The following is a 23370-nucleotide window of genomic DNA, read 5'->3' as shown; positions in this document are numbered from 1 at the left end:
ACAAATCTATGCGGCTAATACAGTTCGTGTAATTAATTTCACTAATGAATTCGTGGCAATTCGTGTAATTCGTGTTTATTTTTAGACTTATGTCCAGACGATAGGTATAATACGTCATTTTATATTGCTTTTTTTGTGAAAAAATTAAGCCTTGAACTGACGGTATTAATCGCTTCAAAAGATTTATCTAATAAATTATTTAATTTTTGCTCTTTCATATTGTTTTGGCCATTGAATATCCGCATGAAGTTCCTCGGCGAATGTCAAACCTAAATTTGGATTTCTAAGGGATTCTCTGGCGAATAATACCAAATCTGCTTTTCCCGAAGCAATAATTTCCTCGGCTTGAATCGCTTCGGTAATTAAACCCACTGCTCCGGTCATAATTCCCGTTTCCTTTTTTATTCTTTCTGCAAAAGGAACCTGATAATTGGGTCCCAACGGAATTTGTTGGTGTGATACTGCTCCACCCGAAGAAACATCAATTAGATCCACGCCTTTTTCTTTTAGTATTTTCGAAAGCTGTACTGATTCTTCAATATTCCAACCGCCTTCCGCCCAGTCTGTAGCTGAGATTCTAACAAATAATGGCAAGTCTTTTGGCCATTCTGATTGTACCGCTTCGACAACTTCTAATGTCAAACGGATTCTGTTTTCAAAACCCCCACCGTATTCATCGGTTCTGAAATTAGACAACGGAGAAAGAAACTCATGCAATAAATAGCCATGTGCCGCATGAATTTCCATCACTTTATAACCCGCTTGTACTGCTCTTTTGGTGGCAGATTGAAAATCGGAAATTACTTTTTGAATACCTGTTTTGTCTAATGCAATTGGCGTTTTTTCATCCGAATGATATCCTACAGCGCTTGGCGCCACCGCATCCCAGCCTCCTTGGGTTTCATCCAGTTTTTTATTGCCGCTCCAGGGTGCCGTTACACTCGCTTTTCTTCCTGCATGCGCCAACTGAATTCCGGGAATTGAATTTTGTTCGATAATAAAACGATTGATGGATTGTAATTTTTCGATATGCTCGTCTTTCCAGATACCCAAATCTTCGGGAGAAATTCTGCCTTCAGGAGAAACTGCAGTCGCTTCCACAATGACTAATGCCGCACCGCCACTGGCACGACTGCCCAGATGAACGAGATGCCAGTCATTGGCAAAACCGTCTTCTGATGAATATTGGCACATGGGAGAAATAACAATTCTATTTTTAAGCAAAATGCTTTTTATTTGAAGTGGTGAAAATAATTTTGGAGACATATTATTTATTTTAATGTGTTTTTTAAGTGAAGATAAAGGAAATATCCGTTTCAGAAAAGTAAAGTTAAGGGACAGAAGCGAAACTAAGAATTGAAATTTCATTAATTAACAAACATTTAAAACGGTATGGAACAATTATTGTAAATTAAACAACTAGAAAACCTTACTTTTGTAAGTTGTAAAAGAACTAAAATTAAAAAATGGACATAGTTATCAAGCTTTCTCAATTTTTATTGAGCTTATCATTACTTATTATACTTCACGAATTAGGACATTTTATTCCTGCAAAATTGTTTAAAACCAGAGTCGAAAAATTTTATTTGTTTTTTGATGTTAAATATTCCCTTCTAAAAAAGAAAATTGGAGAAACTGAATACGGTATCGGTTGGTTACCTCTTGGCGGTTATGTGAAAATTTCCGGAATGATCGACGAAAGCATGGACAAAGAGCAAATGGCTTTGCCACCTCAACCATGGGAATTTCGTTCTAAACCAGCCTGGCAGCGTTTAATTATTATGCTTGGTGGTGTAACCGTGAATTTCATTTTGGCTTTTATCATTTATATCGGAATGGCATTTGCTTATGGCGATACCTATATTGCTAACTCCGATTTGAAAGACGGTCTTTTGATAGAAAATAAAGCCATGCAAAACGCAGGGTTTAAAACTGGTGACAAAATCATCTCGATTGATGGCGAGAAAGTGGTGAAATTTGACAATGACATTAACATGAAAATTGTCATGGCAAAGCAGGTCCTTATCGAAAGAAACGGCATCCAACAATCTATCACAATGCCAAATGATTTTGTGGATCAATTATCAAAGTTTGAAAAAGGTTCCTTAGTAGACATTAGAATGCCGTTTGCAATTGGAGCTGTTACAGCAGAATCTAAAAACACCGCTTTACAACCAAAGGATATCGTTGTTGCCCTTAACGGACAAAAAATAAAATATTTAGACGAAGCCAAAACAGTTTTGGAAAGCAATAAAAACAAAACTATTACTGCGACTGTTTTGAGAGATCAAAAAAAATTGCAAGTACCCGTTATGGTTTCCAAAGATGGAAAACTAGGTGTGCAATTAGGCGGATTAGGAATGGCTTCACTTGAAAAACTAGGATACTACAAAATTAGCAAGCAGGAATTTGGTTTATTAGAATCTATTCCGGTAGGGCTTGTAAAAGGAAAAGACCAATTAATAGGTTACGGAAAACAACTAAAAATGATTTTCAGTCCAAGTACTGGCGCTTACAAACAAGTGGGTGGTTTCAAAGCTATATTCGACATTTTTCCTAATACCTGGAGCTGGGAAGTTTTCTGGACAATCACCGCTTTATTGTCAATAATGCTTGGTGTGATGAACTTATTGCCGATTCCAGCGCTTGACGGTGGTCATGTCATGTTTTTATTATATGAGATTGTAAGCGGTAAAAAACCAAGCGACAAATTCCTTGAGAATGCTCAAATGGTTGGTTTCGTATTACTTATAACACTGTTGTTATTTGCTAACGGAAACGACATTTACAAGGCAATTGTAGGGAAGTAAAAAAAATTGAAAAAAGTTTGATTTTTGTTTGCAAAAAACAAATTAAGCCCTATATTTGCACCGCTTTAGAAGTGAAACACACGACACTAATAAGCACATAAAAACGTTCATTCATTACCAGAATAAAAATACACAGTTTCCTTCTTAGCTCAGTTGGTTAGAGCATCTGACTGTTAATCAGAGGGTCCTTGGTTCGAGCCCAAGAGAGGGAGCTTTTTAAAAAGACTTTACAGCAATGTAAGGTCTTTTTTGTTTTTATTAAATACCCCAACTTTCTCCTCTACAATTTTTATCTATATTTGTTTGAATCAAAATTGATAGCTTATTAAACCAATCTAGCAGAATACAGATAGCTTTGTTTAATAAAATCACATAGATATAAAAGGTTAGTGGCTATTTTATAAAACAGGACCTAATAAAATAAAATAATGAAAATATTTATATCTCACGCTTCTGCAAACAAGGAATATGGTGATTCATTAGTTGAATTATTTAGAGGAATAGGTATAGATGAAGATGAAATTATATTTACAAGTAATGTAGCATACGGAATTCCAATAGGTCAAAATATCTTTAATTGGTTAAAATCTCAAATAAGCGAAAAACCATTTGTTATATATTTACTCTCAAAAGAATATTATTCAAGTATTGCTTGCTTAAATGAGATGGGAGCTGCTTGGATAATTGAAAATGAGCATGCAGTCATTTTTACACCAAATTTTGATATTAGAAGTAAAGAATTTCAAAACGGTGCGTTAGATCCCCGAGAAATTGGCTTCCATATTAATGATGAAGAAAGATTATTATCATTCATCGAACAATTAGGAAAACATTTCAATATTTCTAAAAAATCAGTTATTATCAATCAAAAATTAAAAAAATATTTGAAGGAAATAGATTCATTTGTAAGTGAAAAAAAATTAGAGAATCAAAACATAAAAACTAATATTGAAGAAATAATTTTTGAAACTAAACCGAAAGAAGAAATATTCGAAATAATTGAAGTTAAAAATGATGTAACTATTACAAATCCCATTTTAGTTAAAAAAACATTTATAGAAGAAAATGGGATTTATTCAAAATTTGTAAATGAAATTGTTGCTGGCAAACTAAAAGATCATGAATTAATATTATTGAATTATATCCTAGAAACAAGTAAAATCAAATTAATGACTGGCTGGCAAGAAGAAGGTGAACTTCGTATTATCAAAGAATGGGAGGAAATTAATGAATTAAACAACACTCTTTCTAGAAATTATAGCGCAGCAATTAGACGATTCGAATTAAGGGGATATACAGAAATTTCTGCTGTGACTAGCTCTGGAAATCCTAAAGAAGTTAAATTAAAAGCTGAAATTGAATCTAACATCTTAGACCTTCCAAATGAGATTTTAGATATAATAAATAATGCAATGTCTAAAAATAAAGCAATTGAAATTAAAAATGAAGATTTTCCGTTTTAATATTCTGAAAATCTATTTTTTAGGATCAATTAAGCCTTGATTTTAACGTCAAGTATTTCCGATCTCTTTGTAAAGGGATACTTTTATATTCTATGATTTTAATTTCCAGTTACTCCATTAACAAAAGTATCCACAAAGCTTATAATCTTGCTCAAAATTCGGTCACCCGTTTTTTTGCGATGCAAAATAGATGGTTTCTCGCCTTCAATTAATTCTAGGATTTCATCTCGCAATGGTTCTCTTTCGGCAAAAAGGTAATTCTCCAATAGCTTTTCTGTTTTTTCTTCGGAAAGGTTTTCTTCGTTGACCAAGGCTTTGAATGCTTTTATTTGTTCTTCGTTCCAAAATTTTTCAAACTCGTCTGGAATGGTGTCTGTATCGACAATCATTGCTAAATTTTCTTGAATGAATTTTTCAATTAATTCACGTTTACTTCTTAATGAAACTTGGCTGTTTAATAAATTAGAAACTTCTTTTTCAATATTTTCTTTGTCTGTTGAATTGTTTCTTGACTTTAATTTTATTAATAATTGAATGATGTAAGTTACATTGATCGTGTCTCTTTGTATCAATTCCAATTCAAAATCGATGTCATTTAGTATAGATGTTTTATCCTTATCTGGTTGAGTAGCTATTTGTTGTTTTAAATCTTGATATTTGCTGCTATAATCGGCAAAAAGTTGTTCGTCAATATCTAAATCATCCCAAGTAAATTCAGTATAATGGCTCATCTTTTTATACAATCGCATCATATTCCTAAAGGCTAGAATAAATTGCATTTTTTCTTCCTCGGTATATAAATCATCTACAGCACGTACTTGCGGAACTAATTCGAGCATTTTTTGTGTCGCTTCATTAAATTTCGCCACATATTGCTCATAAGGTTCTACAATAATTTCATCGATGGCATCTTTGTTACTGAAAAGTGTTATCGCTTCATCGGTTTTATCCTTTAAATTACGAAAACAGACAATATTTCCTTGTGTTTTGTTTTTGTCGAATGTACGGTTGGTGCGACTGAATGCTTGTATCAGTCCGTGGTATTGCAAATTTTTATCGACATACAAAGTATTTACAAATTTGCTGTCAAAACCAGTCAAAAACATATTGGCAACCAGCAATATATCAGCTTCTTTTTGTTTTGCTTTTTTGGCTACATCATTGTAATAATTATAAAAACTCTGGCTGTCTTTAGTGCTATGGGCAGTGCCGAATGTAGTATTAAAATCGACTATATAATTGTCTAATATTTCACGGCGATGTGGCTTAGGCTTACTTCCATATTAAGTTTGGGGTTCGGCAGCAATATCCAATTGCGGTTCTTCTATATTGAACTCCATTTCCTCTTCGTTTTGAGCGAAACTAAAAATGGTAATCACTTTTAAATCGTGTTCGCCTCGCTGTTTTTTGGCTTTAAAAATTTCGTAATACTGAATTACAGCATCAATGTCTTGCACACACATCATCGCAGAAAAGTTTCCGTTTTGTGTCTTTTGATTATGATGTTGCAAGATATAATCAACAATTGCATTTTTGCGTTCGGGTGCTTCAAATACTTCGGCTTCGTTGATTTGTTCTATTTTTAAATCTACGATATGTTCTTTCTGCTTGAAGGTTTTGATATATTCTACCGAAAAACGCAGTACATTTTCATCCCTAATAGCATCGGTAATTACATATTTGTGTAAACATTTGCCAAACAAACTTGTGGTGGTTTTCTCGCCATTAGCGTTTTCTGCTAAAATGGGTGTACCGGTAAATCCAAAAAGTTGGATATTGGTAAAATAACTCACTATGTTTTTATGCGTTTCTCCAAACTGCGAACGGTGGCATTCATCAAAAATAAAAACCATCCGTTGATGCTGAATGTTGTTCATCTTGAAAATGTTTCTACCCGAAATAGCATTATTTAGTTTTTGAATGGTGGTTACAATAACTTTTACATTCGGGTCATTGAATTTACGAATAAGGTCATCGGTATTTTCCGCGGAACTTACACAACCTTTGCTAAATTTATCATACTCCTGATTGGTTTGATAGTCTAAATCTTTTCTGTCTACCACAAAAACAACTTTTTGAATCGCTGGAATAGTGGATAAAATTTGACTGGCTTTAAAACTGGTTAATGTTTTTCCTGAACCTGTGGTATGCCAGATATAGCCGTTTTTTTCGATGTCATAGCCATTCAAAATGGTATTTTCTGTAACCTTTTTAATTATATTTTCTACCGCAAAATATTGGTACGGACGCAATACCATTAATTTCTTTTCGGTTTCGTTCAGCACAATATACTTGCATATCATTTTGCTGATGTGGCAAGGTTCTAAAAAAGTATCGGCAAATTCGTTTAAGATATTATTGAGAGGCTTGTTGTTTTCGTCTGTCCAATGAAAGGTTTGCAGATATTCCTGCTTGTGTATACCAAAATTGCTGAAATATTTGGTATTCACACCGTTGCTGATAATGAATAGTTGTATAAAATGAAACAAACCTTGTCCAGCGCCAAAGCTATGTTTTTGGTACCGATTAATTTGGTTAAAAGCTTCCTTCATCTCCAAACCTCTGCGTTTGAGTTCTATTTGTACCAATGGCAAACCATTGATGAGCAAGGTAACATCATAACGGTTTTCGTAAGTACCTTTCATCGATACTTGTTGGGTAACCTGAAATTGATTTTGACACCAATGCTCACTTTGGATAAACTCAAAATAAAGATTGTCGCCATTATCCCTTACAATATGCTGTTTCTGACGCAAGGTTTTGGCTTTTTCAAACACCGAACCTTTGTTGAGGATATGGAGCACTTTTTCAAATTCTGAATCGCTGAATTGAATGCGATTGTGTTTTTCCAATTGTGTTTTCAGATTGGCTAACAACGATTTTTCATCGGCAATAGCAATATATTGATACCCTAATTTTTGTAATTGGGCAATGAGTTGCTCTTCTAAAACTTGTTCGGATTGTTTGGACAAAATAGTTGTGAATTATGAGTTGTGTCAATAGTAGTTTGAATACTTAAGTTCTTACAAACTTACAAAAAATGAAACTAACATATTGCTCACAATTCGCAACTAATGTACTATTAAATTTACTGTAATACTTTGTTTGGATTGCCGTTGACTAAAGTCAACGGAATTTAGGTTTACAATTGAATTGGCTTTAGCCAAAATAGTTATACAAATTTGGCTAAAGCCAATAAATGTAACTTCTAAAAAACCTTTGGCTAAAGCCAAAGGCAATTGAACCCAAAAGAATAAGCACTGTTTATAACCGTGTTTGCAAAGATTAAATGCAAGTGGAAAAATGCAATTTGTCGTATGCTTATGTAACTATTTAAGCGCCCTAAACATTTGGTCAATTGCTTTTTTCTTCTGTTCTAAATTAGGATGCACATATAGATTTAAAGTCGTACTGATATTGGAATGTCCCAGTAAAACGCTGACGGTTTTATAATCGCATTTACTTTCGATACATCTTGTGGCAAAACTGTGGCGAAGACCGTGAAATTTGAGTTCTGGCATATTTAATTCTCGCATTAAGTTTTTATAATAACTTCTGTAGGTTCTTGGTTCCGTAGGTTTGGCGTCATTTGTCAATACAAAAAAGGAATTGTTTACGATTTTTTTGATGGGTTTTAGCATTCTTAATAAATCCCTGCTCATCGGAATATCTCGAATGGAATTCTTGGTTTTAGGCGTGTCCAAAATAACTTCCGTCTTGCGAATGTTGTCCTCAATAACATAAATTCGTTGTATGGTTCTTTTGACACTAATGATTCCTCTGTCAGTATCGATATTTTCCCAAGTAAGGGCACAAACCTCCCCAATTCGTATTCCGGCACTCAAGCAAATGAAAATACCTAAATTCCGGAATGTAAAATGCTCTTGGATGTAATGCATCACTTTTTTTTGATTGGTTCTGCTCAAGACTTCAATATCGTGTTTTTCTCGTTCTGTTGGGAATTGAATGTCGAAGGCTTGGTAATCCAGCCACTTGTTTTTAGCACCGAATTTGAGTACCATTTTCAGTACAATCAAAATATCTTTGATGGTTTTGTGGCTCAATCCCTGTTCTATTTTTTGAAACACAAATGCCTGAACTTCTGCTTCTTCAATATTGTGTTTATTTCCAAACATAGGCAATAAATGATTTTCAATTAAAAGCATATAAGCCGAAAAACTTGATTTTTTCACATACTGCTTTTTGTCTGTTTTCCATAGGTTAATGACTTCTGAAATTTTCTTTTGTTCGTTCATAAATTTGATTTTAAGATTTATATTAATCTCAAAAGATAGGAATATAGGATTTGAAATTTTAAGTTCTTAAGGTTCCAAATTTGAGATTTCCTGAGTTTACGGGAGAGTGGGAAGTGAAGAAGTTGGGGGAGATTGCTGAGTTTAAAGCAGGGTATGCTTTTAAAAGTGAAGATATGCTTTCTGAAAAAAGTAACTATCAGTTGCTCAAGATGTCAAATGTGTATCAAAGTGAATTAAGGTTAGATCGAAATCCTTCTTATTGGGAGAAGATAAATGATAAGGAGAAAGAATTCCTCTTAAAAAAAGGAGATTCAATTTTAACACTAACCGGAACTGTGGGGAAAAGAGATTTTGGTTATTCAGTAATGATTAAAGATGATAATAAATATTTACTTAATCAACGATTAGTACTATTAAGAGAAAAAAAAGGAAAAAGCATTAATGGATTTATCAATCAAATCTTATCCAATGAAAGATTTTTATTTTATTTCTTTGGAGAAGCTAAAGGTGGTACAGGAAATCAAACTAATTTAGGAACCGAAGATGTAAAGAATATTCAACTAAATTTTCCTAGCATTTCAGAACAACAAAAAATCGCATATTTCCTATCACTAATCGATGACAGGATTCAAACCCAAAGCAAAATAATTGGAGAATTAAAGGTAATAAAGAGTACAGTCAGTAAAAAGATATTTTCTCAACAATTAAGGTTTGAAAATGATTGGAAAAATAATTTTTCTGATTGGGAAATTAAAAAAATGAGTGATGTGTGTGAAATAGTAATGGGACAATCGCCAAGTTCAATTTCCTATAATACTGAAGAAATAGGAGTTCCTTTAATACAAGGGAATGCAGATATTTTGAACAGAATTACAAGTCCAAGAAATTGGACTACAGAAATGACAAAAGAATGCATAGTTGGCGATTTGATTTTAACAGTACGAGCACCTGTTGGGGCAGTAGCAAAGTCAGTACATAACGCCTGTATAGGTAGAGGAGTTTGTGTTATTAGAAGTAATTCTGATAATTCTATTGAATTTATGTACCAATTTCTTTTAGATTATGAAGATAAATGGAATAAATTAGAACAAGGGAGTACATTTACTGCTGTAAGTGGAAACGAGATTAAAAAACTAGAAATTTCTATTCCTTCTGTAGAAGAACAAATCAAAATCGCAAACTTCCTTTTTTTTATCGACGAAAAAATTGAAACAGAAAGAATGCTATTAAAACAATTTGAAAATCAGAAAAAATATTTACTTTCAAATCTCTTTATATAAAAAGGTTCTGCAGCAAGTACTTTTTCTGATTTTCATAATGAACCAATAATTGCTTTTCAATTTCAATTTTTTCATCAATTTGAGACAAAAAACTAGCGATTTTGGTTTGTTCTTTTATTGAAGGTATTCCAAAATTTTCTTTTTTATAATCCTTGAAGTAAATATGTGGAATTGTACTACCTGTTACATATTTTGTAAAATCAATGTTGCTTAATAGGTAAAATAAAAAGTAAGCATTTGTATTAGCTTGAGGTTTAATAATGTCCATCGTACCTAAAACAGATGATTTCCCTTTGCAGTAAAAAAGCCTACCAACACCTGCTCCATCTTTTACAATACTTATGTAATCGTTTTTTTTCTTCATAGAAGTCAACTTTCTTTAAAACTCCGGATGCACCATAAATAATATATTCTCCAAAATTGTCTTCTATTTTGTTTGCCGAAATATTAGAGGATTTCTTTTCGCAAATTTCTCCTAAACACGTATTCTCCCAATTAGGAAAATCTAGTCCGTTATCATCTTTAAACCTGAATTTTTGTGTAAATAATTTTTCGCTTGTACCTTTAATTAAGGTTTTCAGATTCTCAATTATTTTGCTTTGGGTTTGGATGCGGTCGTCTATTAAAGATAGAACAGTTGCAATTTTATCTTGTTCATTTCTATCTTCTGGCAAAAATATTTTTAGCTTTTTAAGGCTATCATTATACAAATGAACGACCGAAGAACCTTGAGCTATTTTAGCAATATCTTGTTTCCTTTTACCATTAAGCTGATAACTAATAAAATTACCATTGTCTTTATCTGGTCTAATAATATTTAAATCTCCGCCCAATAGCACGCCATCTAAATTTACACAACAAGCTGTAGAAATATCTATGGCAGATTCACCTGAAGAAGGTATTATTACATCATTATTTTTACTTGTTACAAGTCCTTTTTGGTTTATAGAAGTTTTACTAAAAACCTCTTTAATAATTTCATTTTTATATTTAGTATAAAGCTCTCCATATAAAATACATTGCGTTCCTTCTTCTGATAATTGGTCTTTAGGAATTCCTTTCCCTTTTAAAAATATGCCAACATCAGAAAAAGGAGTTTCCTTCCAAGATTTCTCAAATCCAAATCTCAAATTTGGAACATTGCTCATACTCTTATATTTTTCTTGCATATTGGCTATTCTATTTCTTAATGCTAAACATTAAGGATTTGATGAAATTGTACCATCTTCCTAACATCAGGAAAATGATGTGCTAAAACATCAATTTAGTATTATTTCTTATTGTTTTTAATCTTCTGTTCCAAAGCTTTCAGTTCTTGCAAATCTTCGGCATCCGCTTTTTTCGCTTCTTCAGTTTTTCGTTTTGTATTAAAAGAGAGGTAGATTTCTTCTGCTATTTCTTCCATTTGGGCATTACTGATACTGCCTTTGCCTTGCAGGATAGGTTTGTCGTTCAGGTCTAAAATTTTATCTACATTTTCTTTCCAAAAATTCATTGTAATATCTTGTCTGTTTTTGGCTCGCAATTCGGCTGTTTCCAAAAACACCACTACAAAGCGGTTCAGGCTGTCTATTTCGTCTTCGTTCAAATAGTTTTTTGCAATAAAAACATCCTGTTTTCTTACCACTGCACCTTTCCAACTGGTTAATGCCATATTGGTTTCGTTAGCATTAGCCCTGCTTACTATAATTTCGGCGGCAGTTTTTCCTGTGATAGCAAAGAGTAATTTATTCTGTGTTTCGGCAAAAAACATTTGAGTTGCTTTGTCGGTAGCATCATAATTACTACTCAAAGCAAACAAATCTCTTACTTTTTGATAAAAACGTTTCTCAGATGCCCGAACGTCTCTTATTCTGGCAAGCAGTTCATCAAAATAGTCAGGTCTTCCGTCAGGATTTTTAAGGCGTTCATCATCCATCACAAAACCCTTAATCATATATTCTTTCAGATTGCGATTTGCCCATTGCCTGAACTGTGTCCCTCGCTTGCTTCTTACCCTAAAACCAATGGCAAGTATCATATCCAAACTATAAAAAGTTACATTGTAATTTTTGCCATCCGAGGCAGTTGTTAAGTAATCCTTAACAACTGAATTTGGATCTAATTCATTATCTTTTAATATATTAGATATGTGCATACTAATGTTTGGCACCGAGGTGTCAAAAAGTTCCGCAAGTTGTAGTTGATTCATCCAAACAGATTCCTCTTTAACATAAAGTGAAACGGCGGATTTACCATCTTGGGTATTGTAGATAATAATGTTTTGATCTTCCATAAACTTCTAATTATTAAACCCCCAATCCCAACTCTTTGAAATACACTTCAATCTGAACATCCAAATCGGCTCGTTTGGCTTCTAATTCTTTTATTCCACTCATTACCGCTTGAATGTCAATTTCCTCCTGCTCTTCGAATGTATCCACATATCTAGGAATATTCAGGTTGTAATCATTGTTGGCAATTTCCTGTAAAGTAGCTTTGTGGCTGTATTTTTCAATGACGGTTCTGTCACGATAAGTTGCTACAATTTTATCAATATGTTCATCACGCAACATGTTTTGGTTTTTCACCTTTTCAAATCCTTTGCTGGCATCGATAAACAAAACATCTTCGGGAGTTTCTCTACATTTTTTGAATACCAAAATACAAGTTGGAATACTTGTACCGTAAAATATATTGGCTGGCAAACCAATAACAGCGTCTAAATAGTTTTTCTGTTCAATCAAATATTTCCGGATATGCAATTCAGCTCCACCACGAAACAAAACCCCGTGTGGCAAAACAATTGCCATAATACCATTTTCTGCCAAATGATAAATCATGTGTTGCACAAAGGCAAAATCGGCTTTACTGCCTGGAGCTAATCTTCCGTATTGGCTAAAACGGTCATCGGATGTGAATAGGGGATTGGCACTCCATTGTGCCGAAAATGGGGGATTGGCAACGATGGCTTCAAATTCTAAACCTTTATGTTGCGGATGCTCCAATGTATCCTCTTGCTTGATGTCGAATTTCAGAAAATGCACACCGTGCAAAATCATATTCATTCGGGCAAGGTTGTAAGTGGTGCGGTTCATTTCTTGTCCGTAAAAGTTGTTTACATCTTCTACCTCTTTTGCTACACGAAGCAATAAGGAACCCGAGCCACAAGTGGGATCATAAACCGATTTTAGTTTGTTTTTTCCAGTGGTAACAATTTTGGCTAATATTTTAGACACTTCTTGAGGTGTATAGAATTCACCCGCTTTTTTTCCTGCTCCACTGGCAAATTGTCCAATCAAATATTCGTAAGCATCACCTAATACATCCAGTTCCGTGTGTTCTAATTTGAAATCAATTTGGTCAAGATGCATCAATACTTTTGCGATAATGGCATTTCTAGCCTCGGCTGTTCTTCCAAGGTTATTGCTGTTCAAATCCATATCCGAGAAAAGGTCTTCAAAATCCTCTTCACTTTGTGTACCCATTGTACTCAACTGAATGTTAGTCAATATTTTTTGTAAATCTTCAAGAATAAAAGTATTGTTGTCGCTATTCCCTCGTTTGGCAACTTCGCTGAATAGTTCAGAAGGTTTTAAGAAATAGCCTAACTTTTCAAGAGAGGCTTCTTTGATGGCTTCGATATATTGTTGTCCTTCTTCGGTATTTTCTTGTATATCCTTAAATTGTATTTTGTCTTGCCTTAAAATGTTATTGGCGTAAATTTCCATTTTTTCAGCCAAATATTTATAGAATATAAAGCCTAAAATATAATCACGAAACTCATCTGCGTTCATTTTTCCTCTCAACGTGTTGGCAATATTCCAAAGCTGTTGTTCGAGTTGTTTCTTTTGGTCTTCTGACATTTTAAATAATTATTATTTGTTAATTTCTGTATTAAGGATTTTAAATCTCAAATGCGAAATATCTGCTAAAATACCTATTTCTTTTTTGGTATTTTGTTTTTCGATATAAAATTGGTTTGAAGTTTAAAGAGTTTCGAAAGTTATTTTATCTAATGAAGATTCTTGGTTCAATTGCATTTCTATTCATAAAATATTTTTCGAACTTTTAGAAATCGAATTATCAAAAGTCTTCTGGTTCCATGCCTAAGAAGGGTTGATTTTTTAGCTATTTCACAATGTCGGGTTTTTTTTATGCCTAAAAATTAGTGATTCCTGATTTTTCAGGGATTGAAATTTTAAAGAATTTGTTTAAAGCAATTATGGATGGATTTTCTACTTTACCATTTCCGTAACGATCTTTTTTGCCTGATTTGAATTACCCCAGTTTACAATTTCATATAAAACGGGCATTAGACTTTTTCCGGCATCAGTCAAGGAATATTCCACTCTTGAAGGAAGATCTTCGAATTCTTTTTCTTTCAACAAGTGAAAATGCTACAAGTTCTTTCAATTCATTAGCTAATACCTTATTAAATATAGCTGGTATTAATTGATTGAGTTTACCAAATCTTACAGATTTATCTCCAATACAATTATAGGATAATAGGTTTCCATTTACCGCCAATGATGCTCATAGCTCTTGTTACACTACAATCGTCTGGGTTTTCAATAAAGCGTGATGTAGAAAGTTAAACAAATCTTTGTGCTCAACTATTTTAAAAATTAGAGATAAAATAAAGGAGTTATTTTATCTTTTTTCATTTTTTAAATTTCGATATTTACCTATTAAAATAAATTAATTGATGATACGTAGAAGATTTATTGGTTCTGCAGCTTTATTTGGAGTTGCAGGTATTATGGGCTTTGCAATGCGTCCAAAGAAAAAATCCTTGTTGCACCATGTGTTTTTTTGGTTAAAGAACCCCCAATCAGAAGCTGATAAACAGCAATTGATTTCCGGTTTGAAAACCTTAGCGGCAATTCCAACTATTCGTCAAATTCATGTGGGCGTTTTAGCTTCGACGGAAAAACGTGAGGTAGTAGACACCTCTTGGAGTGTTTCAGAACTCATGTTTTTTGATGATGAAGCCGGTCAAAAAATATATCAGGACCATCCACTTCATCAGGCTTTTATAAAGAACTGTTCTCATTTATGGGAAAAAGTAGTTGTTTATGACTCTATAGATGTATAAACGTTGAAGGGCATTGACTGCCAATCCAGTGAGCACCATTAGTTAAAATCATGGGTTTCAAGAAATAAATCTTGAAACCTTTTCTATGCGCAAGATTTGAGCAGTTTTGGATTTACTTCCTCTTAACTTAAAGGAAGTTTTTTATTTTATTAAAAAAAAAATTTACTATATCGTCCTTTTTTTAAATGTAAAACTTAGACAATATAGTAAATTATTAGTAAAAATACAGTCGCTATTTCAACTCTAAAACAAGGGCCTCATAAGGTCTAAGTGTTGCTTTTTTTGATACCGTTGCATAATTATTAATCAACACTTTTGCGTTTTTTAAGTTAATTCCAGTATTTGCAATAGCATTTTTGGCAGAAAAGTTTAATAACACCAACACTTTTTTACCATCCGATTCTCTGGTGTAAGCATACACATTAGGATTGTCTTTGTCTAAAAGAGTGTATTTCCCATAAACTAAAACGGGATTCGATTTACGAAGCTTAGTCATTTTTCTAAAATAATTCAATACTGAATTTGGATCTTTTTCTTGAGCCGCTGCGTTCAAAGTACTATGATTGTCATTTACTTTTAACCAAGGTTCCGCTGTTGAAAAACCTCCATTTTTAGAACTATTCCATTGAAAAGGAGTTCTTCCGTTGTCTCTTGCCCCGCCTGTTTTTTGATCTTCTATGAATTGTTTTAAATCCCCACCGGCAATTTTTACTTTTTCATATTCTGCAATCGTTTCGATGTCTCTATAATCTTCAATTTTATTGAATTTGGCATTCACCATTCCTATTTCATCTCCATTATAATAATAGGGCGTTCCTTTCATCGAAAGTAAAAAAGTAGTCAACATTTTTGATGAAACAGCGCTGAATTCTGGTGCGTCATTTCCCCAACGAGAAGTCATTCTAGGTTGATCATGATTTCCTAAATAAATGGTTCCCCATCCTTTTTGGTCGTAAACAGCATCCCAATCAGAATAGATTTTTTTGAAATCAATTAAACTCCAATTTGGATTCATTTTTTTGAAATAACCCGGAATGTATCCTAAGTTAGTGCCTTCAAAATGATATCCCATATCCAATTCTTTTCTATCGGCATCCACAAAATCGTGAGCTGATTTCAGCGTCATTCCGGCACCTTCTGCCAATGCCATTACATCATATTTACTCAAAACCTCACGGTTCATTTCTTGCAAATAATCATGTAAATGTGGTCCGCTGGCCATGAAAACATCCCAACGTCCTTGGTAGTTTTTATCTAAATCGGCTTGAGTAATCACCGGAAAAGTGGTGTCTTTTGCAATAAATGGAATCACGTCCATACGGAATCCATCAATCCCTTTTTGGAACCACCAATTCATCATACTATAAATTTCCTGACGTAATTTTGGGTTTTCCCAATTCAAATCAGGTTGCTTATAGCTGAAGTAATGTAAATAATAAGAATCCGTTTGTTTATCATATCTCCAACCACTTCCATCTGCTTCAAAAGCACCTGGGCGGAAAGCTGGTTTTCCTTTTTCGGCTGGCCACCAATGGTAATAATCCCGGTATGGATTGTCACGGGATTTTCTGCTTTCCTGAAACCATTTATGTTCATCTGAACTGTGATTGACAACTAAATCCATTACTAATTTCAAACCTCTTTCATGCATTCCTTTCAATAATGCATCAAAATCTTCCATGGTTCCAAATTCTTTCATAATAGATTGATAATCCGAAATATCATATCCGTTATCCGCATTTGGCGAACCGTAAATTGGATTCAACCAAACCACATCTATTCCTAAACTTTTGATGTAATCTAATTTTTGAATAATCCCTTTCAAATCTCCTACTCCATCTCCATCAGTGTCTTTGAAACTTCTTGGATAAATTTGATATACAACGGCTTCCTTCCACCATTTACGGTCAACTGTCGGTTTTTTCTCTTGCGCTACAGATGGGTTTGCTGATACTAATCCAAAGCAAAATAATGCAATGGCCATTCCCTTTGATAATGCTACTTTCATTTTAAATTTTTTAGTTAATGGTTTTTTGAACGAAATCGATTTATTAAACACGTTTGAGTATTGCCTTATATTTCAAAAATTTCGATATAGTAAAAGTAGATTCTTTCCCTGCTTAAAATTTTACAGGTAAAAAAAAAGTAAATTATATTTTTTACAATTAACTGTAAATCAATATTTTAAAGTTAATTTATCCTCAAAAAAAGTGGCAGAATTATAAAATAAAAAGGCAATAAAGAATGCTTTTCAACAAGTAATAGCGAGGTAAACGGTTTTAGTTTTTGCCGGATGACCCAATTAAAAGGACTTTGGATTCAAATTCTTCCCTAGGTCCTAACGATTTGTTTTTTATTTGTGAACGATAATTGTAAATCGTCGATACCGAATACCTTAAAAATTCTGCAATTTTTGTACTGTCTTTAATCCCCAAACGAATTAATGCGAAGATTCTTAACTCCGTGTTTAAAAGCTCCCCTTGTTTCAAATGAAGCACCTCTTTGTCTACTAATAATTTCGAAAACTCATCAATAAAACTGGGAAATAATTGTAAAAAGGTTTGGTCAAAATTGGTGTAAAATTCTTTTAATTCTTTCTCAATATGGGTATTTGACTTCACTGCTTTTATGAGTTCATTCATTTTTCCTGCAGTAGCCATTACATTCAATTTTCGTCTGTATTCCTCCAGTTTTGCAATATAATCCGAGCATTGATCCATATAGCGACCAATATAAATTTCTTTCAACAAACTCGCTTCGGCAAGTGTTGCATTGGTTTGATTCAACCTTTCATTGATTTCATTTAATTCTTTGTTCAATACCGACAGTTTTGTATTGGCTAAACTTATTTCTTTTTGGGCATTTGCTAATTTTTTCATTTGTTTAAAAAGCAGTATCAAAACGACTAATAAGAACAAGGATAAGATACTGGCACAAATTAAAAAAATGATTAGCTGCGTTCTATTGGTTTCATTTTTATTCTGATAAGCCTCATTGATAATGGGCAACATTTTTGATATTTCGTAGGTTCTCAATTTGGCATTACAAAAAAGAGCGTCTTCTAATGATCTTTTGGTGTATGTATAGGCCCGGTCTATATCGCCTTGTTCATAAAGGATGAAAGCCAATTTACGCAAAGAAATATTTTCTTTTTTTACCAATTGCAAATCGGAAATGGCAGAGATAATCAACCACTTTTCTTCCTGTTCTTTGTCTTTTTTCAATCGGTACCCTTCCGAAATAATATAGGCGATAACGGCTCTATCCGGATCTTGTTTTGCTGTTTTTGAAAAGAATACATGCAGCAATTCTATCGCTTGATCCGGATGCCCATGCTCCAAAAATTGGTCTGATTTGGCGATACCGAATTCTATGGATTTTGGCGAAAAATAAAGCATTGCCGAATCTCTGTATTTTTTCGTCAACGCATCATATTCCTTTTTTTCTTGACTGGAAGTGCCATAATCATTCAAATAACCATAGATAATCCGGTTCGTCCAATAATAGGTTCCCTTTAGATTTGGCGTCAAATTGATGTTTGTTGTTTCCAATATATCAAGGGATTCCTTATACATTCCTAAAGTTCCCATTATGGAGGTAACGTTTAATTTTGCTTCGTTTACTTTGTCTGTATTTTTTAATTTTTGGGAAATTAACAAACTCTTTCTAGCGTAAATTAATGCTGAATCCGACTGGTACGCTTTATATTGAACATACAATTTTCCATAAATTTCGAATTTTTGCAAGTCTGTAGACGTATAATGTAAAAGCCCTTTAAGTTTATTTATATCTGCCTCTTTTCGATTTAAATACAACTCATATTCATTGACGGTATTATCTAATTCTTTTAATAACGAATCGTCTTTAACTTGACCAAAGAGAAAAATGGGCGATATCAATGCGATAAGTAAAACTGAAAATTTATTCATTTTTGGTTAATTAGAATGATGTAAAAATAACTAAAAAACCAGTTTAACGGAATACCGGTTTTCAAATACTCCTTTTTGTTACCACTTTTTGTAATAATAGAATTTTTGTTTGTAGCATTCTCTAAAACAGTACTTTTATTTTACACAAAGTATTCTTAAAATGTTTATTTTTAGTTAGTTCTGAAGGCATTTTAAAAAAATATTTTTATTTCATTGTGTTGATGTGACACATTATTTATTATATTTGAAATCATTTTCGTAAATCGAATAGAAAATAAGACGGGCAGTTGATACCGATTTTCTCCGTCAAAAATAGGATAACATGTTATTAAACCAATATAATTAAGCTATTTACATCCCAGATACAACAACAAAAATATGAAAAGAAGAATAGTATTACCTGCGTTAATTTTACTTGTTGGAACGCAAACGTATGCCCAAAAAAAATGGACGGAAACCCCCAAAGGCTCTCACACTATTGTTCAAAATAAAGGAGGCCAAACATTAGGGTATTCACCCAAATCAGGAGTTAAAATCATACAAGTAAACAGTTTAGCTTTTAAAGATTTGAACAAAAATGGCACGTTAGATATTTATGAAGATTGGAGAAAACCGGTAGCAGAACGTGCCAAAGATCTTGCCACCAAAATGACGGTGGAGCAAATGGCGGGTTTAATGTTATACAGCAGGCATCAAGCTATTCCAGCGCAGGAAGCAGGAATGTTTACCGGAACGTATAATGAAAAACCATTTTCTAAAAGTGGCGCAAAACCTTCGGATTTATCCGATCAACAAATTGCATTTTTAACCAACGATAATTTGCGGCATGTGCTAATGACTTCGGTTCAAAGCCCGATAATTGCGGCAGAATGGAATAACAACATACAAACATTAGTGGAAGGGATTGGAATGGGAATTCCATCCAATAACAGTTCTGACCCAAGAAATGGAGCCAATAAAGATTCCGAATACAATGCCGGATCAGGCGGCTCCATATCACAATGGCCTGAGGAATTGGGATTGGCGGCCACTTTTGACCCCGCTATTACGGAAAAATTTGGATTAATTGCTGCTAAGGAATACAGAGCCCTGGGAATTACTACAGCCTTATCTCCACAGATTGATTTAGCAACAGAACCAAGATGGAATCGTTTTGTGGGCACTTTTGGCGAAGACCCAAAATTAGCGACAGACATGGCAAGAGCCTATGTAGATGGATTTCAAACATCCCCGAAATCAATTGATGTTTATGATGGATGGGGAAATCAAAGTGTCAACGCAATGGTAAAACATTGGCCAAGTGGTGGTCCGGAAGAAGGAGGTCGTGATGGTCATTTTGCGTATGGAAAATTTGCAGTGTATCCAGGAAATAATTTTGAAACCCATTTAAAAACTTTTTTAGAAGGAGCTTTTAAATTGAACGGAAAAACTAAAAAAGCATCGGCAGTTATGCCGTATTATACGATTTCGTATGGTCAGGATAAAAAATACGGTGAGAATGTTGGAAACGGATTTAGTAAATATATCATTACTGATTTATTAAGAAATAAATACGGTTATGACGGCGTGGTTTGTACGGACTGGTTGATTACAGCAAATGAAGGAGCTACACCTGATGTCTTTGCAGGTAAATCATGGGGTGTTGAAAAATTAAGTGTTGCCGAAAGACATTATAAAGTTATGATGGCCGGGGTGGATCAATTTGGCGGAAATAATGACATTAAGCCTGTGCTTGAAGCGTACCAAATGGGAATTAAAGAACATGGAGAAACTTTTATGCGTAAGCGTTTTGAGCAGTCAGCGGTTCGTTTACTTTTGAATATTTTTAGAGTGGGATTATTTGAAAATTCTTATTTAGATCCCAATGAGACCAAAGCAATTGTGGGTCAACCTGAATTTATGAAGGCGGGCTATGATACACAATTAAAGTCTATTGTGATGATTAAAAATCAAAATAAGACCTTGCCAATCGCAAAAGGAAAGACGGTATATATCCCGAAAAGAGTTACTCCTGCAGGAATCAACTTTTTTGGTCAACCGGTTCCTGAAAAAATTGAATATCCTATTAATTTAGAATTGATTAAAAAATATTATACCGTAACGGATGATCCCGCTAAAGCTGATTTTGCCATCGTATTTATCAAAAGTCCGATAAGCGGCGGATACAGCAGAGCCGATAGGGAAGCCGGTGGAAATGGATATGTTCCGATCAGTTTGCAATTAAAAGATTATACGGCAGTTGATGCCAGACCACAAAGTATAGCCGCTGGAGATCCTGTGATTGACCCAACGATTACAAACAGATCGTATTTGAATAAAACATCTAAATCAAATTCCTATCCGGATTTAAATACGATTCTTGAAACTAAAAAAGCGATGAATGGGAAACCGGTAATTGTTTCAATAAACATTTCAAATCCAATGGTTTTTGGTGAATTTGAAAAAGAAGTTGATGCAATAGTGGGTGAATTTGGTGTACAAGTAGAAGCTCTAATGGATATTGTTTCTGGAAAAACGGAGCCTTCTGGATTATTGCCTTTACAAATGCCATTGAACATGTCTACCGTTGAAAAACAAATGGAAGATGTTCCTCACGACATGATTCCTTATGTAGATACTAACGGAAATGGGTATGATTTTGGTTTCGGATTAAACTGGAAAGGGCTAATCAGAGATGCCAGAACTGAAAAATACAGCGTTAAGAAATAATAATAATAAATCTAAAACCCACATCAAACTGCTTTATTGGGATGGTGACGGATTTGCGGTTTTTTACAAGCGACTCGAACAAGGAAGGTTTGATTTTATTTAACATCAAGCATAATAATCAATCTAACTTTGTTCTTTAATAAGAAAACAAAAAATATGACTGTATTGAATAAAAGAAGGTGCTTATGTTTATGGGTTACGGTTGCCTTATGCGTCCTAAGTAGCCATTACAACTTTGCTCAAAATGCCGATACTACAAAATCCCCTAGTCAGTTTAGCGCATCAGCCACAATAACGAATAATGGTATTTCGATAATACCTACATTTTCCTTGGGGAAACCTGCAGGTATAATTGAATTGGCAATGGGTAAAAAATTTACATTTGAACCACAGTTTCGATTTTCTTTGGAAGGAAAACCATGGTCTATCGTTCTTTGGGGGAGGTACAAGTTGCTAAAGACTGATCGATTTAATTTAAATATAGGGGCGCATCCTGCTCTTATATTCAAGACAATTACCAATACAGTCAATGGAGTTGACAAGGAGATAATTACTAGTCAGCGATATTTTGCTACTGAAATTTCTCCCAATTATATCCTCAGAAAAAACGTAAGTGTAGGAGTTTATTATTTGTATTCTAAAGGGATGAAGGAAAGCTCCAGCAAGAATACCCATTTCATAACTTTGAACAGTAATTTTTCAAATATTAAACTTACAGAAGATTATTTTTTAAAGTTCAATCCACAAGTTTATTATTTAAATATTGACGGTAAAGACGGAGTATACTTTTCTTCAGGTTTTACCTTGGCAAATAAAAAATATCCCATTTCATTACAATCCTTCATCAATAAAACAATTAAAACGGATTTAACCAGCAAGGATTTCGTCATGAATGTGAGTTTAATATATTCTTTCAACAAGAATTATTTGCCAGTTAAATAGGCAGTGGCTTTTCAAATGAAGAATATAATAGTTCAATAAATAAAATAATAGTTAGATCTGAATAATCAAAATAACATGTTGCAGAACTTTTGTTGAAATAAAAAAAAATGGAAATGAAAAAAAACTGGCTTTCTGCCCTTCTATCTTTTCGAGGAATGAAAACAATCTATTCCCAAACAACAGGAACAATGATAAAGCACAATATGACTATCCGTAACTAATACCAAGTTGTTTCTAATGCAGCAATCATAAGCCTATCCGATAGTTTGTCCCCAAAATATCTTCTGTTAAATTTGTAGCAGAACTCGTCAAGATAATTCTGTACATATTGTTGATTTACGCAATTATGATGGATGCCTAAAAGTACTTTCTTGGCATTACTGATTGTTCTGTTTACCCAAGGAAATACCTTTGCCGATTTTTGCTTGTTTGGTTCCACTACAACATAATGGTTTGTTATCACTTCTTTAAGTTTGGCATATCCAGTATAGCCATCAGACAATACAGATGCTATTTTATCTACTGATTTCTCAACCTCTTTATTAATAGTTTCTGATTTTAAATCTTCCATAACTACCATTTTTAGATAACCAACTTTTCTGTTTGGCTTGCCTTTTTTTGGTGCGGCGATACTGGGTTCAGATTCAACCATCACCAATACTTTTGCTTGTCTTTCACTTCCACGGTCTCTTTTATTCTGGGTAGGTTCTTGACTATTTTCGCTGCCTTTTTCTTCAATAATATCTTTGTTGTCAACCCTTTCAAAGAATCCTTCATCAAATTCAATACAACCCTTTAATTGATATTTCTCATCACGTTTGCTCATCACTCGGCGTATTTTGTGCATCATAAACCAAATGGGTTCATAACGCTTGTGACCTAACATGCGTTGCATCTCTAATGC

At 33.7% G+C, this 23370-nt stretch carries 18 protein-coding genes, 1 tRNA gene and 1 pseudogene; 8 read left to right on the top strand and 12 right to left on the bottom strand.

Annotated features, from left to right (window positions below; genetic code table 11):
* Positions 1-195: 195 nt before the first annotated feature.
* A complete protein-coding gene (locus ACNO7W_RS00100) occupies positions 196-1266 on the bottom strand; it encodes an NADH:flavin oxidoreductase/NADH oxidase (RefSeq protein ID WP_417936535.1) in 1071 nt (356 codons plus the stop codon).
* Between the two features lie 200 nt (positions 1267-1466).
* Between ACNO7W_RS00100 and rseP the strand changes: the two genes are divergently transcribed.
* The 3 genes from rseP (at position 1467) to ACNO7W_RS00085 (ending at position 4273) form a co-directional block, all read left to right on the top strand.
* Positions 1467-2810, top strand: a complete 1344-nt coding sequence (gene rseP, locus ACNO7W_RS00095) for an RIP metalloprotease RseP (RefSeq protein WP_417936534.1) — start codon at positions 1467-1469, stop codon at positions 2808-2810.
* A 138-nt stretch (positions 2811-2948) separates the two neighbouring features.
* Positions 2949-3022 (top strand) — tRNA-Asn (locus tag ACNO7W_RS00090).
* Between the two features lie 216 nt (positions 3023-3238).
* Complete coding sequence (locus ACNO7W_RS00085) at positions 3239-4273, top strand: toll/interleukin-1 receptor domain-containing protein (protein ID WP_417936533.1); 1035 nt, start codon at positions 3239-3241, stop codon at positions 4271-4273.
* 98 nt (positions 4274-4371) lie between these two features.
* Here ACNO7W_RS00085 and ACNO7W_RS00080 read toward each other — a convergent pair.
* Both ACNO7W_RS00080 and ACNO7W_RS00075 read right to left on the bottom strand, forming a co-directional pair.
* Positions 4372-7245 (bottom strand): annotated as a pseudogene (locus ACNO7W_RS00080) (type I restriction endonuclease subunit R).
* A gap of 357 nt (positions 7246-7602) precedes the next feature.
* Entirely contained in the window at positions 7603-8529 is a 927-nt protein-coding gene (locus ACNO7W_RS00075; protein WP_417936532.1) for a tyrosine-type recombinase/integrase, read from the bottom strand.
* Between the two features lie 80 nt (positions 8530-8609).
* Here ACNO7W_RS00075 and ACNO7W_RS00070 point away from each other — a divergent pair, with 80 nt between their 5' ends.
* Positions 8610-9809 (top strand): restriction endonuclease subunit S, encoded by a 1200-nt coding sequence (locus tag ACNO7W_RS00070; protein ID WP_417936531.1) that lies wholly within the window; start codon positions 8610-8612, stop codon positions 9807-9809.
* Here the strand turns inward: ACNO7W_RS00070 and ACNO7W_RS00065 are convergent.
* The 6 genes from ACNO7W_RS00065 to ACNO7W_RS00040 all read right to left on the bottom strand — a co-directional run bounded on the left by ACNO7W_RS00065 (position 9802) and on the right by ACNO7W_RS00040 (position 14318).
* Positions 9802-10173: a restriction endonuclease subunit S gene (locus tag ACNO7W_RS00065; protein WP_417936530.1), complete on the bottom strand. Its 372-nt coding sequence runs from the start codon at positions 10171-10173 to the stop codon at positions 9802-9804. The genes ACNO7W_RS00070 and ACNO7W_RS00065 overlap by 8 nt on opposite strands.
* Complete coding sequence (locus ACNO7W_RS00060; protein WP_417936529.1) at positions 10118-10978, bottom strand: restriction endonuclease subunit S; 861 nt, start codon at positions 10976-10978, stop codon at positions 10118-10120. The genes ACNO7W_RS00065 and ACNO7W_RS00060 overlap by 56 nt, the downstream gene beginning before the upstream one ends.
* A 101-nt stretch (positions 10979-11079) precedes the next feature.
* Positions 11080-12084 (bottom strand): virulence RhuM family protein, encoded by a 1005-nt coding sequence (locus ACNO7W_RS00055; RefSeq protein ID WP_417936528.1) that lies wholly within the window; start codon positions 12082-12084, stop codon positions 11080-11082.
* A gap of 13 nt (positions 12085-12097) precedes the next feature.
* Positions 12098-13654 carry a type I restriction-modification system subunit M gene (locus ACNO7W_RS00050; protein ID WP_417936527.1) on the bottom strand — a complete coding sequence of 519 codons (1557 nt, stop codon included), beginning with the start codon at positions 13652-13654 and terminating at the stop codon, positions 12098-12100.
* A gap of 372 nt (positions 13655-14026) precedes the next feature.
* Positions 14027-14176, bottom strand: a complete 150-nt coding sequence (locus tag ACNO7W_RS00045) for a winged helix-turn-helix transcriptional regulator (protein ID WP_262711530.1) — start codon at positions 14174-14176, stop codon at positions 14027-14029.
* Entirely contained in the window at positions 14121-14318 is a 198-nt protein-coding gene (locus tag ACNO7W_RS00040) for a winged helix-turn-helix transcriptional regulator (protein ID WP_143387074.1), read from the bottom strand. Before ACNO7W_RS00040 ends, ACNO7W_RS00045 begins: the two co-directional genes overlap by 56 nt.
* Before the next feature lie 178 nt (positions 14319-14496).
* Here ACNO7W_RS00040 and ACNO7W_RS00035 point away from each other — a divergent pair, with 178 nt between their 5' ends.
* The gene (locus ACNO7W_RS00035) at positions 14497-14886 is read left to right on the top strand and encodes a Dabb family protein (protein WP_417936526.1); all 390 of its coding nucleotides are present in this window, start codon (positions 14497-14499) and stop codon (positions 14884-14886) included.
* A 232-nt stretch (positions 14887-15118) separates the two neighbouring features.
* Here ACNO7W_RS00035 and ACNO7W_RS00030 read toward each other — a convergent pair whose 3' ends face one another.
* Both ACNO7W_RS00030 and ACNO7W_RS00025 read right to left on the bottom strand, forming a co-directional pair.
* On the bottom strand, positions 15119-16894 hold the full coding sequence (locus tag ACNO7W_RS00030) for a glycoside hydrolase family 13 protein (protein ID WP_417936525.1): 1776 nt from the start codon (positions 16892-16894) through the stop codon (positions 15119-15121).
* Between the two features lie 271 nt (positions 16895-17165).
* Entirely contained in the window at positions 17166-18815 is a 1650-nt protein-coding gene (locus ACNO7W_RS00025) for a DUF6377 domain-containing protein (RefSeq protein WP_417936524.1), read from the bottom strand.
* A gap of 378 nt (positions 18816-19193) precedes the next feature.
* Here ACNO7W_RS00025 and ACNO7W_RS00020 point away from each other — a divergent pair, with 378 nt between their 5' ends.
* From ACNO7W_RS00020 to ACNO7W_RS00010, 3 genes are read left to right on the top strand one after another with little or no spacing between them, the layout of a single operon-like run.
* Positions 19194-21524 carry a glycoside hydrolase family 3 N-terminal domain-containing protein gene (locus ACNO7W_RS00020; RefSeq protein WP_417936523.1) on the top strand — a complete coding sequence of 777 codons (2331 nt, stop codon included), beginning with the start codon at positions 19194-19196 and terminating at the stop codon, positions 21522-21524.
* Positions 21490-21627 carry an IS66 family insertion sequence element accessory protein TnpB gene (gene tnpB / locus ACNO7W_RS00015; RefSeq protein ID WP_417936522.1) on the top strand — a complete coding sequence of 46 codons (138 nt, stop codon included), beginning with the start codon at positions 21490-21492 and terminating at the stop codon, positions 21625-21627. The genes ACNO7W_RS00020 and tnpB overlap by 35 nt, the downstream gene beginning before the upstream one ends.
* A 53-nt stretch (positions 21628-21680) precedes the next feature.
* On the top strand, positions 21681-22466 hold the full coding sequence (locus tag ACNO7W_RS00010; RefSeq protein WP_417936521.1) for a hypothetical protein: 786 nt from the start codon (positions 21681-21683) through the stop codon (positions 22464-22466).
* A gap of 217 nt (positions 22467-22683) precedes the next feature.
* Here ACNO7W_RS00010 and ACNO7W_RS00005 read toward each other — a convergent pair.
* Positions 22684-23370, bottom strand: a 687-nt coding sequence (locus ACNO7W_RS00005) for an IS1595 family transposase (RefSeq protein WP_417936520.1), incomplete at its 5' end; no start/stop codon positions are given.

This window comes from Flavobacterium sp. ZB4R12, from assembly GCF_048276375.1.
GTDB classification, from domain to species: domain Bacteria; phylum Bacteroidota; class Bacteroidia; order Flavobacteriales; family Flavobacteriaceae; genus Flavobacterium; species Flavobacterium gawalongense.
The sequence above is the reverse complement of the archived record's forward strand: the minus strand, read 5'-3'. Positions and strand labels throughout refer to the sequence as shown.